Origin of the sequence: Bradyrhizobium algeriense, from assembly GCF_036924595.1 — a bacterium.
Lineage (GTDB): Bacteria > Pseudomonadota > Alphaproteobacteria > Rhizobiales > Xanthobacteraceae > Bradyrhizobium > Bradyrhizobium algeriense.
Map to the genome: position 1 here is coordinate 1147832 of NZ_JAZHRV010000001.1, position 17054 is coordinate 1164885.

Below are 17054 nucleotides of genomic sequence, written 5' to 3' on the forward strand. Positions count from 1 at the left end.
AGCGAAGCGAAACCCATCATTCCATTCCCGGTCGGAGAGCGATGGGTTTCGCTACGCTCTCCCATCCTACGGGCCGTCGGCGCGAATGCGGGCAACGACGGCATCAGCCACGTGCGGAAAGATGGCGAAGCGCACGCAGTTCCCTTGCAGCCGCTTTCATGAGCGGCCTTGCCTGCTCATCCTCGCGGCCAACGATAATGCCTGAAACAAAGGCGCGGGCACGTCTGTTTTGCGGCGGGGCCTGTAGCGCGGCCTCTGCCGCCATCTTTCGGTCCGCAATGAAGTCGTTGAGCGAACCCAGGGCATCCTGGATCTTCTTCGCATGTTTGGATAGACGCGCGAGCGCCTTTCGATCGCGTTTGGCGCGGAAAAGGCTTTCGAAGAACTCTACCGCGTACCTGATCTTCTTCATCCTGATCCGGAATTTGTGCCGCTCGGGCGCCGTCATCTCCTGCAGCTTCCCTGCGTCCCTTTGCGCCTTCCTGATGCGCCGATCCAGGAGCTTCCCGGCGAACTCGCCAAGTTCGGTATTTGCGGTGTCCGTCCGGCCAGGCTGCGCCTCGATCCACTCGAGCACATCGACGAGCAGCACGCGGCATCGCGGCGAATCGACAGCCTTCCTGGCCCGCTCGAGCGCCTCGGCGCGTTTATCGGCAAATTGCTTCGCAATGGCTTTGCCGCCCCGCCGCGGTGTTATTTCGCGAGCGACAGGGCCAATCTTCTCCTCCAGGAAGACGTGGAGCTCGCGCGCGTGGGCAAGCTCGCTTGTCAGCCACCTCAGCTCTGCCTTGATCTCTTCGGTTTTCGCAGCCGCCAATGCCTGCGAGAACAGCGAGATGGCCGCACGCAAGCGGCGCAAGCCTACGCGCATCTGATGCACGCCTTCCGGATCAAGCTTGCGGACGGCATCGGCGTTTCCGGAAAAATGGCGAAGGGCGGAGCGGGCGATCACCTGGAAACCCTCAATGGCGCTCATTCGCTTCTTAAGTTCGATCGGTTCGGCAAACACAGCCTGAGCGCGCTTTCCGTTGACGAGATCGTAGCCAACATCTGCCTTCGCTCTCAAACAAAGCTCGGCCGCGAGCTTTCGCTCCAGCGCCTTCGCGACGCGAAACAGATCCCTTGCTGGACCTTTTTTCAATTCGAGTTCAACCTCCTCGATGCGGCTCGTCCGCCCCGCCGCATTGATCTTGCCGTGATCAATGGCAAGCTCCAGCTCGCTCCGTCTGGTGCGGACCGGCAGGGTGATGCGATGCACCGAGGTCTCGAAGATCGGCTTCAACTTGCGCCGCAGCTTGTTCGAGGCCAGCCGCTGAAGCGGCGTGCCGTTCGCTTGGTCGAGATCGGGAGCGCGACCTCCTATTTCTGTTTCCCATTCGCCGCGACCGAACTGCGCGCCGGACGTCTTCTTGATCGTTTGTACGTGCTTGCCGTCTGTTTGCCTGACCCGGAGCAGAAGTCCGCGCCGCTTCAGCTTGTGTTTCCGCGTGTCGAAATAGGTCGACAGCAGATCGCTCTCCGAGCGCTCGCCGATTTTGCAGCCGGGCACCGTCAACTTGTAAGAGGACCCGAGATTGCGCTTGGGCATGCGGAACTTGATTTCGGTCTCAACGCCCATCTGATGCTCGTCTGAAAGACTAGGCTGATAACGCCGGAAGGCGCTTCCAAGTGCCGGCCAGCAAACAGAACCGTCATTCCGGGGGCGATGCGGAGCATCGAACCCGGAATCTCGAGATTCCCCGATGCGCAATTGCGCATCTGAGGTCTGGTGCTGCGCACCATCCCGGAATGACTCTCCTTCGAAAGGTCACCCGTCCTGACCATCTTTTGGCATTGCGGCCGGCCATAATTCTCGTCTAGAACGACCTCCGGACGTATTCCCGGCAACGAACCGTCAATGGTTTTGGCTGAGGATTTGGCCGTCCAAAGGGTCTGGCAATGCTGATTCGCAGCAAAAAGTACGGAGTTCGGGGTGGAGCGGCCAAGGCTGCCCTCGCGCGTCCGGCTGCATCCGCGCCCACCCTCCTTCTTGGCGGGCTTCTGCTTCTTATCGGCCCCTGAGGGCCGTCTGGGCGGTTTGCGCCTGGGCACTCAGGGGTTCGCGCGAGATCACCAGACCCTTCAGCGCCCGAGAAGCGGCGCTACCACCCAAAGGAACTTTGCAGATGACGTCAGCCAACAAGTCCGAGAAGGACCGCGTAATCGTATTCGACACCACCCTGCGTGACGGCGAGCAGTGCCCGGGCGCTACCATGACGTTCGAGGAAAAGCTCGAGATCGCCGAAATGCTCGACGACATGGGCGTCGACGTCATCGAAGCCGGCTTCCCGATCACCTCCGAAGGCGACTTCCAGGCGGTCAGCGAGATCGCCCGCCGTTCGAAGAATTCGGTCATCGCGGGCCTGTCGCGCGCGCATCCCAAGGACATCGACCGCTGCGCCGAAGCGGTGAAATTTGCCAGGCGCGGCCGGGTCCACACCGTGATCGCGACCTCGCCGCTGCACATGCGCGTCAAACTGAACATGACGCCGGAGCAGGTGATGGAGCTCTCGGTCGCCAACGTCACCCGCGCCCGCAACCAGGTCGACGACGTCGAATGGTCGGCCGAAGACGGCACCCGCAGCGAGATGGATTTTCTTTGCCGGATCGTCGAGGCCGTCATCAAGGCCGGGGCCACCACGGTCAATATCCCCGATACGGTCGGCTACACCGTGCCGGAGGAATACACCAACTTCATGCGTACACTGATCGAGCGTGTGCCGAATTCCGACAAGGCGATCTTCTCGGTGCACTGCCATAACGACCTCGGCATGGCGGTGGCGAATTCGCTGGCCGGCATCGCCGGCGGCGCGCGGCAGATCGAATGCACCGTCAACGGCATCGGCGAGCGGGCGGGCAATGCCGCGCTGGAAGAAGTCGTGATGGCGATCAACGTCCGCAACGACGTGTTTCCGTGGTGGAACAAGATCGACACCACCATGCTGACCCGGGCCTCGAAGCTGGTATCGGCGGCGACCTCGTTCCCGGTGCAGTACAACAAGGCGATCGTCGGCCGCAACGCGTTCGCCCATGAAAGCGGCATCCATCAGGACGGCGTGCTGAAGGACGCATCGACCTACGAGATCATGCGGCCCGAAATGATCGGCCTGAAGAAGTCGTCGCTGGTGCTCGGCAAGCACTCCGGCCGCCACGCCTTCGTGCACAAGCTGGAGGAGATGGGCTACAAGCTCGGCGCCAACCAGCTGGAAGACGCCTTCGTGCGGATGAAGGCGCTGGCCGATCGCAAGAAGGACATTTACGACGAGGACATCGAGGCGCTGGTCGATCAGGAGATCGCGGCCTCGCATGACCGGATCAAGCTGGTCTCGCTGACGGTCATCGCCGGCACCCATGGTCCGCAGCGCGCGACCATGAAGCTCGACGTAGAAGGCCAGACCAGAATCGAGGAAGCCGAAGGCAACGGCCCGGTCGATGCGGTCTTCAACTGCATCAAGGCGCTGGTGCCGCACGAGGCCAAGCTGGAGCTCTATCAGGTCCACGCCGTCACCGAAGGCACCGACGCGCAAGCCGAAGTGTCGGTGCGGCTCGCCCATGAAGGCCGCTCGATGACCTCAAAAGGGTCCGATCCGGATACGCTGGTGGCGTCCGCGAAAGCCTATCTCGGTGCGCTGAACAAGATCGTCATGAAGCACCAGCGCGACATGCCGGCACAAGCAGCAAGCTGATCGCGGCGCATGACAAGTCAACCCGTGAAACGCGGCGCCTTGGCGCCGCGTTTTTCTTTGGCGGCCGTCTTCTTTTACCTGTGTAAGCCGTTCCCCGAACGATGATTGTTCGAGCCGGCTGCGTCCCGCCGATGCTCCGCGTGCGGCGTTATCGATCCCTGCGCGATCTCCTGCAATGCGCGACGGCCAGCGGCCTCCAGGCCGCCGAGCGTCGTGTTGCCTCTCTTCGCGGCTTGAACCAGTTTCTGCGCAACGTATTTCCGCGTTGCGTGATCGCCTCCGCTGTTCGGCAGCCCGCGACAGACATTCTCGAGCGCAGCATCCATATTGGCGATGGTGCGCTCATCCAGCTTTGTCATGGCAATGGCTCCAAAATACCGTTTACTTAATAGATCCGGCCGACCGTTCCGTTCATGTGAAGGAAGGATAGCCGGGCAGTACGCGTGCTATGATTTGGGCAAGTGGCGCAATTGACTGTCCACTGCCCGACATTATTTCCATTTTTTCGCGAACTGAGCCCGGACCGGCGAGGGAAAGCGCGTCCAATGCGATCGGAGGCTTGGCGGGTAGCAGAACAATCTGTCCGCTAGAGCGGGATGACTTTTCTTCGAATCGTCATCCCACTCTATCTCTTTGATTTACGCATGATCTTTTCGGAAAACCCACTTTTCCGGATCATGCTCCAGGCATTCTTTGATCGCAACCGAGGGCCGCCAAAGCGGACGCTTCGCTTTGCCCGCCTGCGACATACCGGCACGACGGCAAAATACTTCTGATTTTCCGAAATCGTGTCAACCCCAGGAATCAAAAATATTCTGCTTTCGTTCTCACCCAAATCACCCGCATAACTCCGCTTGTCTCACCCAATTGAGGGGCGTTGGCCATCGTCACGAACGTGCGGTGAGATGCGATGGACGCAAGAGCTGCGACTGACGTGTGTGGCTTGAGCGTACGGCGAAGTCGTGTGGTTCTGACGCCGCGGTGCTGGCGCTAAGTTGGCGGTTGCGCATCGATCCTATTGGATCGAGCGCGGTGTCCCGCCGGCGATGGTGGCAAGAAAGCCGTTCACCAGGAAGAGCACGAAGTAAGCCGTAAAGCCATTGCGCAGGGAAGGCCGGAATGCTCCCGCTGCCCTGTATGCTCGTGTGCAGTTTTGTTTGCGCAAATCGCACGCGAGACCGCGGGTGCAGCAAGCACCCGGTCTTCCCTGCGCCCTCTAATTTTCGAGGAGGGCAAACGAAGATGCAAACCTCGGACGCAATGCGCCGCGAGAAGGCGAAACTATATCCACGTCATTGCGAGCCAACGGGTCGGCGCGAAGCGCCGCCCGATGGCTCGCAATGACGTGGATAGGCCGCAGCGTACCGGCTCGCCCACCCGACGGAATGGAATATTGCATTTTTGCGGTGCAGCAAAGCTTTCGCGAGGGCACCCTGCTAACGGGCAATGGCAATTCGGATGGCTTGTCTGTATTGGTGCAACTGGCATGCAAGCTTCGGAACCTGCGTTCGCGCGCTCCGGGGAAATAACGGGAGGATACATGCGCAAGCTGATTTTGGCCGCGGCATCGATCGCGGCACTCGCTCTGGTCGGCCCCGCCGCGGCGCAATCGCCGATCGTGATCAAGTTCAGCCACGTGGTGGCGACCAATACGCCGAAGGGGCTGGCGGCCGAGAAGTTCAAGGAACTGGCCGAGAAATACACCGCCGGCAAGGTCAAGGTCGAAGTCTATCCGAACTCGCAGCTCTACAAGGACAAGGAAGAGCTGGAAGCGCTCCAGCTCGGCGCGGTGCAGATGCTGGCGCCTTCGAACTCGAAGTTCGGCCCGATCGGGGTCAAGGAATTCGAGGTGTTCGATCTGCCCTACATCCTTCCCGACCTGAAGACGTTGCGCAAAGTCACCGACGGCCCGCTCGGCACCAGGCTGTTGAAGCTCCTGGATTCGAAGGGCATGACCGGCCTTGCCTACTGGGATAACGGCTTCAAGCAGATGAGCGCCAACAGGAAGCTGGTGACGCCGGCCGACTACAAGGGGCTAAAATTCCGCATCCAGTCTTCCAAGGTGCTGGAAGCCCAGTTCCGGTCGCTCGGCGTGATTCCGCAGGTGATGGCGTTCTCCGAAGTCTATCAGGCGCTGCAGACCGGCGTGGTCGACGGCCAGGAAAACACCTGGTCGAACATCTACACCCAGAAAATGCATGAAGTGCAGAAGTACATCACCGAAACCAATCACGGCTACATCGGCTACGTCGTGGTCACCAACAAGAAGTTCTGGGATGGCCTGCCGGCGGACGTCCGCGCGCAGTGCGAGAAGGCGATGAAGGAAGCCACCGAATACGGCAACGGCCAGTCGGCGAAGGAAAACGACGACGCGCTCGCCGAAATCAAGAAAACCGGCAAGAGCGAAATCCTCAAGCTGACGCCTGAACAGGACGCCGCCATGCGCAAGGCGGTAGAGCCGGTCTACAAGGACGTCGCCAGCCGCGTCGGCCAGCCGCTGATCGACGAATTCCTCAAGGAGACGAGGGGCGCGACGAACTAAAGTGGGGTTGCAGGGCTTCCGTGCGGCGGCACGGAAGCCCTTTGACTGTCTGAAATATGCTATGACCGAGTGGGGACTGCGGGCCGCAACCGGTGCCGCTGGAATAGCGCAGGGTCCGGCCGCAAGGCCGATCCTTCAGGGGGAAGTTGATGCTGCTTCGGATCCTCGATCGGCTTGAGGAGATACTGATCGCTACGCTGATGGCGTTGGCGACGACGATTATCTTTGTCGCGGTGATGCACCGTTATCTCGTCGGCGTTCCATTCCTGTATCCCATCCTGTTTCCGATCAACCTGTCCTGGGCGCAGGAACTCTGCATCTACATGTTCGTGTGGGTTGCCAAGTTCGGCGCCGCCTACGGCGTGCGCACCGGCATCCATGTCGGCGTCGACGTTGTCGTGAACCAGCTCAGATCGCCATGGCGCAATGCGGTGGTGCTGTTCGGGCTGTTCTGCGGGGCGTTCTTCACCGCCGTGATCGGGACGATGGGCGCAAAATTCGTCTGGGGCCTGATGCACACCGACCAGGTCTCGCCTGACCTGGAGATCCCGAGCTGGTTCGTCTACCTCTGCATTCCCTTGGGCTCGTACCTGATGTGCTTCCGCTTCCTGCAGGTCGCCTACGGCTATTGGCGCACCGGCGAGCTGCCGCACCATGACCACGCCCATGTCGAGGGCGTCGAGATCGAAGAGCCCGGCATCGGCGCGGCGGGAGTCACCCGATGAGTGCCCTGATCATCTTCTCCCTGCTGGTCGCGTTGATGCTGACCGGCATGCCGATCTCGATCGCGCTCGGCATGACGGTTTTGACCTTCATCTTCACCATGACCAACGTGCCGACCGAGTCGGTGGCGCTGAAGCTTTTCACCGGCATCGACAATTTCGAGATAATGGCGATCCCGTTCTTCATTCTCGCCGGAAATTTCCTGACCCATGGCGGCGTCGCGCGCCGCATGATCAATTTCGCGACCTCCATGGTCGGGCACTGGTACGGCGGCCTCGGGCTTGCCGGCGTGATGGCCTGCGCCCTGTTTGCCGCGGTGTCCGGTTCGTCGCCGGCGACCGTGATCGCGATCGGCGCCATCATGTTGCCGGCGATGGTACGCCAAGGATTCCCGAAGCGCTTCGGGGCCGGCGTCATCACCACCTCTGGCGCGCTCGGCATCCTGATCCCGCCTTCGATCGTGATGGTGATCTATTGCGTGGCGACCGGCGGCAGCATTGCGCTGGATCCCGCCGGGCAACGTGTTTCGTCGGCGTCCGTCGGCCAGATGTTCATGGCGGGCGTCATCCCGGGCCTGATGCTGGCGACGCTGCTGGGGGTCACGACCTTCTATCGGGCGTACAAGTATGATTATCCGCGACTGCCGAAGGCGAGCTGGACCGAACGTTTCGTGGCGTTCCGCAAGTGCATGTGGGGATTGCTGCTGATCCTGATCGTGCTCGGCGGCATCTATGCAGGTCTGTTCACGCCGACGGAGGCCGCCGCCATCAGCGCGGTTTACGCCTTCGTCATCGCGGTATTCGTCTATCGCGACATGTCGCTGAGGGATGTGCCGAAGGTGCTGCTCGGCTCCGCCAATATGAGCGCGATGATCCTCTACATCATCACCAACGCGGTGCTGTTCTCGTTCCTGATGGCGAATGAAAACATTCCCCAGCAGATCGCGGCGTGGATCACCTCGGTCGGCGTCGACTGGATCATCTTCCTCCTGATCGTCAACCTGCTGCTGCTGATCGCAGGCAATGTGATGGAGCCGTCTTCGATCGTCCTGATCATGGCGCCGATCCTGTTTCCGGTGGCGGTCAAGCTCGGCATCCATCCGGTGCATCTCGGCATCCTGATGGTGGTCAACATGGAAGTCGGCATGTGCCATCCGCCGGTCGGGCTGAACCTCTATGTAGCCTCCGGCATCGCCAAGATGGGTATCACCGAGCTGACGATCGCGGTGTGGCCGTGGCTTTTGACTATGCTGATCTTCCTCGGCGTCGTCACCTATGTGCCGGAAATCTCGCTGTGGCTGCCGCGCGCGCTGGGGATGCTCTAGCCTCGCGCGCATTGCGGTGGATCAAGCGGCGTCACATTACATCTTGGTAAGGGATGCCTCTCTTGCCAACCTTTAAGTTGAACGCCGGTTGAGGCGAGGCCATCTTCAAGCAACCTTTCACAGGAGGTTCGCATGAGGAAGTTCGCCATCGCAGCGGTCGCGGTTCTTGCCATTGCCGGCTCGACCGCCGTCTATGCCCAGCATCGTCATTGGGGCTACGGCCATTCGCGGATGAGCCCGGAGGACCGGTCGGCCTATGCGGATGCCCGGATCGCGGCCGTTCATGCCGGCCTCAAGCTGACGGCGGACCAGGAAAAGCTGTGGCCGCCGGTCGAGGCCGCGGTCAGGGAGTTCGCCAAGCTCAGAATCGATCGCGCCAACGCGCGGATGAACCCGCCCAAGGACGATTCCAGCCAGCAGAAGCCGGATGATCCGGTGGCGCGGCTGCGTGACCGGGCCGAGAATATGGCAGCTACCGCGGCGGCCATGAAGAAGATCGCGGAAGCCGCCGACCCGCTCTACAAGACGCTCGATGACGGCCAGAAGCGCCGGCTCGCCGTTCTGACCCGGTTTGGGGGCAGGGAAGGCTGGCGCCATCACCGGTTCGAGCGCGAAATGGGCAGGGACCGCGACTTTGACCGCGACCGCGGCTACGGCCGAAATCGCGATGACCGGGACGATGGACCGGCCCGGGGCGGCCCCGAACGGCTCTGACGCGCCCCCTCAATCGGGGCCCGATCGAAACATCGGCGGAAGCCGCTGAAATCCAGCGGTTTTTTGCCGTTCTGCCGGTCAGCCAAAGCCCCGGGAAAACTCGCTTCGGCTTGCTGGACATCCCCGGGTCGCTTTGCTAAACGACGCCCTCTCGCGAGAGCTTTCCGGAAGCTAAGCATCCGGGCGCATAGCTCAGTTGGTAGAGCAGCTGACTCTTAATCAGCGGGTCCCAGGTTCGAGCCCTGGTGCGCCCACCAAGCCTCGCAAGGACTTAGCGAAAGAAACCGTTTGAGACGGCCGAACTAAAACGGTTTTTCAAACGGTGTTTTTTGGCAGCCGGCGGGCCATCTATTCGCGACAATGTGATCGACAGGGTTGGGCCACAACGGGGCTCGAACAGCGGCTTCTTGATTATTCGAAATCGCCCCTTAGTTGCCCGCGCCCAACAAGCGTACTGTCAGTTCGAATCTCTCTCCCTCCGCCAGCCCGATTTGGGCGCCGTACTTCCCGGGCGCCACGGACCACATGAATGGTTGATTACTGCTGTGGGCACATTCTAGGGTAGGTCCTCGCTTCTAATGGCCGGGGAAAGAATGGCTGTCGATTTTGGAAACGTCCCGCAGTGGATCACTGCGGGCATCGCCGCAACGGCAGGATTGCTGGCGTATACCTCCCTTCAGTCGCAGCGGGTCATTGCGCGACGCCGCGCAGCTTTCGACATGTTTCTCAAGACTGAAACCGACGAAAAGATGCTGACTGCCTTCGACAAGTTTCACGCCGGCATACTGGCAATGAGGAAAGCATCAAGTGTTGAGGTATTCTGCACCTCCGAAGACAAAGAGACGCGTGACCACTACTTCTGCATCCGCAAATATCTCAATATCCACGAACTCATTGCGGTCGGCCTCCGAGAAGGGGTCCTTGACGCCGATGTATGTTACTTCTATTGGGGCGACACGCTCACGAACCACTACGGCGATGCGAAGCCCGTCCTCGATTTTCTCGCGAAGCGGGAGAAGAACAAGTACACGTACGCGGACCTGCACGAACTGAATGCGAAGTGGGTCGCTCGAAAAGCAAAGGCTACCGGCTAAGCGTAAACTTGTAACGGCGACAATTTCGGGCCTCGTATGCAAGCAAGTGGGCTGAAAAGCTTTCGAGCAAAACGTCATCAGTCGGCAACTGGATAGCTTTCTAACAAAAACTGATCAGTGTCGATCGCTGAAGCCGGCATCCACGTTCGTGCGTCAGGCTCATAACCTGAAGGTCATAGGTTCAAATCCTATCCCCGCAACCAAGTCTTAGCCCTTGAGAACGATATGTTTTCGAGGGCTTTTTGCTGCTCAAGATTTGGCTGAAAATTTCGCGCGTGGAAGCGCCGTGGAAGCGGCAGGACGAAAGTCGCAGCGTAAAATCGGCAAGGGAGGACGGAAGCGATGACTCAATTGTGATCGCAGGTCGAGGGCGAGCGCTGCAACTCACGTCAGATCGCGGCTCCCGTGGCGATTTACGATCGGTGCTTCGCTGGTTCCTGCCTCACCCTGACTGCGGATCTCGGAGTTAGGAGTTCGACCGCCTCGAGGTCGACAGCAAAGGTTTTTCTCATCGAACTCGTATCAGACGGATCGGACTTGGCCCCCTCTCAAGGCTGAAACAGGGGTTCGATTCCCCTAGGGAGCGCCATCTAATAAAATCGCCATTGATAAGCCTCGGCTTTTTCCCTCATCTGCAACCTGGGTCGGTCGGGGTTGCAGATTTTGATCATGGCTTGTTCGCATTGCTAGAGCTGCAAATGCGGCGCGGCGGTCTGCCATGATAAGAGCAGCCAAGGCACTCCTATTTCCGAGACAACCCCTTAAACGAGCTCGCCCTCAAGAGACCTTCTGAGGTGATGTCGCGGTATTCGACATCGGCGACGAAGGTTGGCTCTACCCATGTCGCCTTCGGCTTCCTGACGGGCTTGGTAAGCTTGGACTTGGGGCTAACGACCGTATCAAGCTGCTTCCTGATTTGGCTGGAGATAGTGCGCGACCATCCGGTGCCGACCTTGCCCATGTAGACAAGGTCCTTTCCCTCCTGCTTTCCAAGATAGAGCGCGGCCACACCTCTGGGCTCTTTGATAAAACCAATGACCGGGAATTTGCCCTTCTGCACGCACTTCACCTTAAGCCAGGCTTCGTTGCGACCGGAGCGGTAGGGGGCGGTCGCATTCTTGGAGATGATGCCTTCCCAGCTCAGCTTCGCGGCATGTTCAAACATCTTCTGCCCGTCTCCGGTGAGATGCTTTGAATAGAGTATTGGCAACTGAATGTCGTTTTCGCCGAGGAGTTCTAGCAATGCTTGCTTACGCTCGATTTGCGGCAGCTTGCGAAGGTCCCCGTTACGCCACAGCAAGTCGAAGGCGTAGTAAACTAGCCGGTCCTGCCTGCCTGCCGCCAGCTCCGCTTGTAGTTCTGAGAAATTGGTGCGACCTTCATGGGTGACGACTACTTCGCCGTCGATGATGGCTTCTCCGGGGATATCGAGCGCACCGGCAATCACAGAGAAGCGCTTGGTCCAGTCCAGGCCGTTACGGGTGAAGACTTTCTTCCGTCCCCGGTCAATATGGACCTGGATGCGATAGCCGTCGAACTTGATCTCATGAAGCCACTGGTCACCCTTGGGAGCCTTAGACTTCAAGGTTGCAAGCTGGGCTTTAATGAACCCCGGCATGGCTGAAAGACGCTTTGGCAATAACGCAACTCACAAAATGCCCGCCGCACCTTGGAGGGCAACGACGGGCATTCTTGCCTACTTCAGTGGAATCCCGAACCAATCAGGGGACGTGATCTTTTCTGCCACCACCAATGCTGTATGGCTTGTTTAGAAAGTAGTCGCGGTTACCCAGTGCCGCTTCGGCGTACTGGTCAATCGCAACGGTGATCGCTTGGACGTGCTGATAACACCAACCTTCGCGCGGAGCTAACCGCCGAACTTCCGCAAGCGCTTTGATAAACGCAGGCGGATTGGGGTCGTCTTAGAAGTGCTTCACCAACTTCGCCTCCTAATACTTTCCCTCGCAGATGCAAAATAGGCCACCGATAAAATCGGGAACAAGTGGCACTTGAACGGAGTTACAGAGGCGGCTAGGTTTAGCGGATGAGATGACCAGCGGTTCTTTCTTTTATGTGTCGAACCCTGTGCCGCCGACGGCACGCTAGCAGAAAGGCCGCCAACTGAGGCGGCCTTACTGCACTCCAAGCTCCTTGATCGCCAGAGCCGAAATATCCGCAGGATCACGCACGCCAGTTTGCCCGATCTGGATTATCTTCTTGGCGACCATCTCGGCGATCGGGTCGTTCCGGTCAACGAGGCCGATAGTCCGCAATGCTAGCTCGTAGGCCGTCGTCAGGCGGCTGATTTCCTCAGGTCCCATCGGCATGTTTTGCAGTAAGCAATAAATGGGCATGGCTCGGTCCCCGGTCCCCCAAGGCTACGCAAGCAAAATCATACCACGGGGGAATTTGGGAGGGGCAGGAATAAGAGGTAGCTCGCTCGCGCGGCCGCCCCCGGAGGACACCGGCTCACGTTGAGAACAAATCGAAACAAATCGAGACCAGACCAAAACGGCCACCACGAAATTCAACTTAGGCCATTAGGGTTAGAACACGCCAGTGCCACGGCTAAGGCCCAGCGCCGCGGGGCAATATGGCACAGCGCTGGGCTTCCGTCAGTGCTAGTGTCGATCAGATAGAGCACCACTAGCATCGCCGGAAATGGCTCAATGCAATCTGCTAGTGCACTACACGAAGAAAATAGTAGCGACGCCGCCGATCACGAGGACCGTTGGGATCAGCCCAAAGAATAAATACGGCATGGCTTTCTCCTCTTCTCAACAAATAAAGAATGGCCGTTCCTCAAGCGCCGCACAGGAAATTCCACAACTTACCTCACAACTCGTGTTTGCACGTCGAGCCGCTCAGCATCAACGGTCGTCGCTACCACCCCGCTGTAGCGGTGACGGCAAAGGTTACGACTGCAAAAGCAAGTCCGATGAGTTTCAACCCGGTAGTGTCCGTCATTTTCGTCTGTCATCCAAACACATATCGAACCGACGCTGCGATACCAGCTGCAATGAGACTTGCAATCGCCGCCAATGTCCAATCCGGTCGAGCACTGCGAGTAGCCAGGTCGGTCAGAGCCTTTGCAAAGATTGTCATCCCGCCCTCACCAACTCTCAGACCCTAGGCGAGCTAGATAAGAAATGCCGTAGCATATCAGTTCATCTGGATCGCTCTCACCAGCTTGCCATTTCCCACGTAGGTATCTTTCAAGCGAGCAACGACGCGGATCGGCCGCGTCAACATCCTTGTGCGCGGCTAAGTGCACGGTCCAAGCCTGATCAACAGCGACCCTCAGCGGAAATTCCTCGTCCATTTTTGAACTCCAAAAATGCCGCTCCTACTTCAATTCGATCGCAACGAAAAAGTTGCCACTTTCTCCCGGAAACATGATCCACCTGTTAGGAAACCTAGATGTTCCTGACGTATCGACAGTCCTGCTTTGCCAGGAGCCGCCGCCACGGCTCAGGGTCGCTCTAAGCGGACGCACCACCACATAGCAGGTGCCGGTAACCATGCTCTGTCATCCATTTGGCGCGCGACAAATGGCTGTCGAACGCCCTTCGAACGCAATCAGATTCATCTCTCGGATCAAGACGCAGCACTATCCGGGCAACTTCGCGCCAGTCAGCTCCTTTCGCATCCGCGTCGAGCAGGCGCAGATAGGTGATGATGTGCTCCTCGTCATAAGCGGTCAGCACGGCATCGGAGGGCGCGATGTCGGCGACATCGGGAGCGAGCGGCGGCTTCTGCATATGTGCATCTCGCACTAGGTTACTGATCGAGAACTCTGCATTGGGCTCTTGGCATATTGATGACGCATAGCGGCGAAGTCCGCTTCGTCAACCGGGCCTGTCAGGTCCGAAATGTGAGTGACCGAAGCCCGACCGTTTCGCACAGGGACTACTACGTGCGGTCTAGCGAGATTTTGGGATTATTGGTATTGGCTTGGGCACCCGGCTGGCTGGGGAGCCGCACTCAGCGTCGGCCGTTCAATGCTAGCAAATGTTGCACACATGCGGGGATATCTTTCCCCTCGACCCAGCGCTGCTTCAGCTCAGCGGCAATCTCGAAGGTGATATTTCGCGACCATCCCTCGGCGGTATTGAACGCAACGATGCGCACCGGATAGCTGTACACGCCGTCCAAGAGGTCGCGGATTACCGTCTCGCGGTAAATATCCTCGGTCTCGCCCCAGGCGCGGCCTACCCAAGCCCCAGAGGCGTCCAGTATGATGTACATGTCATGGTCCGCATCTTGCGGCACGATCGATGGCGAGCGGGGCATCGCGACAACACTCCAATGTGCGCGCAAAGGCAGCTCCTTGAACCCGGCGCTAGCGCTGGGCCTTTCGCTTAAGTTCAGCTGGTTTATGCCAGTTTCCCCGGCGCCCTGATGGGCGCGCCGCAAGGGGACGGCTCTGGCGCAAGCCAACCCGCGCAGGGGCCGTTTTTTCCAAATGGAGTTTGACGCCGATCAACTTTTCCATTCGCCATATCAGGATGCATCCGACTTTGATGCGATCAGCAGCGACCAAAAGTGTAAATTGCGCGGGGATGCCGATCGAGCTGACTACATCCAGCGCTGCTCCAGTCTCGGACTGGTGACGAATGAGACAGGCAACCGCGCGCCCGCCGAACTCAATACTCCCAGCTTTCAAACAGCTACTCCAATTGAAGACATGCGCCTCCCGTGCGGCGGCCTATCGTAATTGGATAACTGCGTCAGTCCGCTAGCCGACAAATGCGCGCGCAAATTCACGTGAACAGATCAGCCCCACTCTGTGTCGGCATCACGTAGGTTCCGCTCTCATGCAGTTAAAGAGCTGGAGCGCAAGGTGCTCGATCGAGATACAAGATAGGACGAAGGTGAAGACGCCGGCGGCGGACCGGAGTAAGCAGGCCGCAGAAGTCCAAGCAAGAGGTCCGCTTTACCCCAATGAGCCGACATCGCGACTGTCACGCCGCCGCAGGATATCGGGTGCGCAGACGACGACAAACAATAACTCCGCCTTCGCGCTTCAAAAACTGATGCAGAGTAACCCCTGCGGAATGCCATACCGTCCACGGGTCTGCCTCGACCATCGGCGGATCATTGCCCAGCGCCATGGGACCGCAGAGATGCAACAGTATGATGTAAGCGGCAAGATTTTCGTCCTCCAGTGAAGACCTAAAATTTAGATCTTTCGCTTCACGATCGTAAATCTGGCGAACCGTGAATTTCTCTTCATCAGTCAACCTTACCCGCCGACCACGATCCGGGCCGAATGGGATGCGGCAGTGAAACTCGATCCAGCTAATGTTCTCATCGCTGCGGGTTTTAAATTTCTTATGCACGTCAATTCTTCCTCTCTAGCAATGCATCCATCTCGGCTTTGGTTTTGGCCATCTCGTCGAGCACCAGCTTTGCCTCTGCTATCGCTGCCTCACCATGATCAAGAGCAAGGTCATCCTCACTCGGCAGCAGGCGACCCAACTCGCAGTAGCGTTCCGCCAAGGTGAAGAAGTCCGCCATCCGTTTTTCGGTGTCAGTCATCAACTCGTCCGTTCCCATGGAGTTGGCGATGATCGTCGTTCCGCCCCGTGTTTACGTCGCCAGAGCAACAGCGAAGCTGGCCATGCAAGCCTCAGCAGTCATCAGTCGCGCCCGCCGGCGGGCTCTGATCCCCTTTTTTGACAGTCTTTGGCGGCGCCTCTTGGCACGAAAGGCACCTAAGCGGTCCGCGTACCGACGTCTGCTGTCTGATAGAACGGACATGCCGTGTCGGCCGCGGCACTTCCGATTTTGGACCCGAACCGGATATCGCCTTCAGTCCAGCAGTGCGCGGATCGGCCTCCCTGCGAGGCCGATCCGAAGAGGTGCAACAGGGGGCGTATTGCAGTCAGGTGGTCTTGAGTTCTCCGTTCATTCCGTTCGGGTAGAACCCGCCCTTGCTGACGCCGGCCTTCTCGGTCAAATAGACGATGCGCAGAACCTCTTGTGGCGTACGCGTGAACGCAATCGCATCGGGCGTTGAAGGCACGAAGTTGGCTTTGCCGTCCACCCTGATCCCCTCGTCTTCCTTTTCCGGGGTTCCGTCAATTTTATCCCGCGCATCGGATATTGCGTTGGCGGCATCCCACGCCTTCTCGCCCATCATGTAGAGCTGGGAGCGGGCCATTCCCATGTGGTAGGCCTCCACAGCAAGGATCCCGGCCGCCGCCTCCACGAACTCCTTCTTCTTGAGCAGCGGGGCCGCGCCTGCATAGGCGGTCACGCCGACGTCCTCGAACAGCATGCCACCGAGCAGGACCGACATGTCGTCGGCAAACGGATCGAAATCGGCAGGCAATCCCGCAGCCTGAGCTGCAGCCTTGAAACCGGCGTCGAAGTCGATCGCCGGTCGCGATATGGAGCTTCGGCCAAGCGTCTTGCGATAGAAGCGAACGTGGGCCAGTTCGTTCTCCGCCGTCTCTTCAATGAATTCGCGGATTGCTTTCTCTTTGAATTGGGCCTCATGGCCGCCAACGACCCTGCCGGCGTCCATACCGGCATCGGTATCGCTGATGCCCTTGCCGGTCGTTGCGCGCAGATAGAACTCGGCTTCCATGTATTCGAGGTTCAGCGCGAAGGTGAAAATGTCCTCGTCGTCGATCGCTGCTCCTTTCTTGCCGATCCCGACGCCGGTGGTCTCGCGCTTCTGCTGGGCAAGGGCAGGCGGAATGAGCAATCCCGCTAGTCCCGCGACCGATAGGCCGGCGATCGATTGCCGGCGGGAAATGCGCAATGCATCCATGGCGTAACCTCCTCTGTTCTGCATTGAGGGGTCGCGCCACTCACTGTTCAGCGCTATTGAGGGCGCTCAATGGGCGCAACCTCGGCACCAGCTTGGTGCTTGAAGCCTACAACGTGAGCCCGCGGGTACCGTTCCAGGCGGACCCGAAACC

At 59.1% G+C, this 17054-nt stretch carries 15 protein-coding genes and 1 tRNA gene; 7 read left to right on the forward strand and 9 right to left on the reverse strand.

Going from position 1 to position 17054, the window contains the following annotated elements:
• Positions 1-103: 103 nt before the first annotated feature.
• Positions 104-1750 (reverse strand): CYTH and CHAD domain-containing protein, encoded by a 1647-nt coding sequence (locus tag V1286_RS05495; RefSeq protein ID WP_334478101.1) that lies wholly within the window; start codon positions 1748-1750, stop codon positions 104-106.
• Between the two features lie 415 nt (positions 1751-2165).
• Between V1286_RS05495 and V1286_RS05500 the strand changes: the two genes are divergently transcribed.
• Entirely contained in the window at positions 2166-3725 is a 1560-nt protein-coding gene (locus V1286_RS05500; RefSeq protein WP_334478102.1) for a 2-isopropylmalate synthase, read from the forward strand.
• 74 nt (positions 3726-3799) lie between these two features.
• On the opposite strand, the gene V1286_RS05505 is transcribed toward V1286_RS05500, so the two are convergent.
• On the reverse strand, positions 3800-4084 hold the full coding sequence (locus V1286_RS05505; protein ID WP_334478103.1) for a hypothetical protein: 285 nt from the start codon (positions 4082-4084) through the stop codon (positions 3800-3802).
• A 1181-nt stretch (positions 4085-5265) separates the two neighbouring features.
• Between V1286_RS05505 and V1286_RS05510 the strand changes: the two genes are divergently transcribed.
• The 6 genes from V1286_RS05510 (at position 5266) to V1286_RS05535 (ending at position 10122) form a co-directional block, all read left to right on the forward strand.
• Positions 5266-6267 carry a TRAP transporter substrate-binding protein gene (locus V1286_RS05510; protein ID WP_334478105.1) on the forward strand — a complete coding sequence of 334 codons (1002 nt, stop codon included), beginning with the start codon at positions 5266-5268 and terminating at the stop codon, positions 6265-6267.
• Positions 6268-6416: 149 nt separating this feature from the next.
• A complete protein-coding gene (locus V1286_RS05515) occupies positions 6417-6992 on the forward strand; it encodes a TRAP transporter small permease (protein ID WP_334478106.1) in 576 nt (191 codons plus the stop codon).
• The gene (locus V1286_RS05520; RefSeq protein WP_334478107.1) at positions 6989-8314 is read left to right on the forward strand and encodes a TRAP transporter large permease; all 1326 of its coding nucleotides are present in this window, start codon (positions 6989-6991) and stop codon (positions 8312-8314) included. Before V1286_RS05515 ends, V1286_RS05520 begins: the two co-directional genes overlap by 4 nt.
• Before the next feature lie 132 nt (positions 8315-8446).
• A complete protein-coding gene (locus V1286_RS05525) occupies positions 8447-9028 on the forward strand; it encodes a Spy/CpxP family protein refolding chaperone (RefSeq protein ID WP_334478109.1) in 582 nt (193 codons plus the stop codon).
• A 181-nt stretch (positions 9029-9209) separates the two neighbouring features.
• Positions 9210-9285, forward strand: a tRNA-Lys gene (locus V1286_RS05530).
• A 336-nt stretch (positions 9286-9621) separates the two neighbouring features.
• Positions 9622-10122 carry a DUF4760 domain-containing protein gene (locus V1286_RS05535; RefSeq protein WP_334478110.1) on the forward strand — a complete coding sequence of 167 codons (501 nt, stop codon included), beginning with the start codon at positions 9622-9624 and terminating at the stop codon, positions 10120-10122.
• A gap of 742 nt (positions 10123-10864) precedes the next feature.
• On the opposite strand, the gene ligD is transcribed toward V1286_RS05535, so the two are convergent.
• The 7 genes from ligD to V1286_RS05575 all read right to left on the reverse strand — a co-directional run bounded on the left by ligD (position 10865) and on the right by V1286_RS05575 (position 16903).
• On the reverse strand, positions 10865-11761 hold the full coding sequence (gene ligD / locus V1286_RS05540) for a non-homologous end-joining DNA ligase (RefSeq protein WP_334478111.1): 897 nt from the start codon (positions 11759-11761) through the stop codon (positions 10865-10867).
• Positions 11762-12254: 493 nt separating this feature from the next.
• Positions 12255-12476, reverse strand: a complete 222-nt coding sequence (locus tag V1286_RS05545; RefSeq protein ID WP_334478112.1) for a hypothetical protein — start codon at positions 12474-12476, stop codon at positions 12255-12257.
• 1128 nt (positions 12477-13604) lie between these two features.
• Positions 13605-13883 (reverse strand): DNA -binding domain-containing protein, encoded by a 279-nt coding sequence (locus V1286_RS05550; RefSeq protein ID WP_334478113.1) that lies wholly within the window; start codon positions 13881-13883, stop codon positions 13605-13607.
• 223 nt (positions 13884-14106) lie between these two features.
• Positions 14107-14370: a hypothetical protein gene (locus V1286_RS05555; protein WP_334478114.1), complete on the reverse strand. Its 264-nt coding sequence runs from the start codon at positions 14368-14370 to the stop codon at positions 14107-14109.
• A 716-nt stretch (positions 14371-15086) separates the two neighbouring features.
• Positions 15087-15464 carry a hypothetical protein gene (locus V1286_RS05565; protein ID WP_334478116.1) on the reverse strand — a complete coding sequence of 126 codons (378 nt, stop codon included), beginning with the start codon at positions 15462-15464 and terminating at the stop codon, positions 15087-15089.
• A 1-nt stretch (position 15465) separates the two neighbouring features.
• The gene (locus V1286_RS05570) at positions 15466-15663 is read right to left on the reverse strand and encodes a hypothetical protein (protein ID WP_334478117.1); all 198 of its coding nucleotides are present in this window, start codon (positions 15661-15663) and stop codon (positions 15466-15468) included.
• Between the two features lie 346 nt (positions 15664-16009).
• Positions 16010-16903, reverse strand: a complete 894-nt coding sequence (locus V1286_RS05575; protein WP_334478118.1) for a ferritin-like domain-containing protein — start codon at positions 16901-16903, stop codon at positions 16010-16012.
• Between the last annotated feature and the right edge of the window lie 151 nt (positions 16904-17054).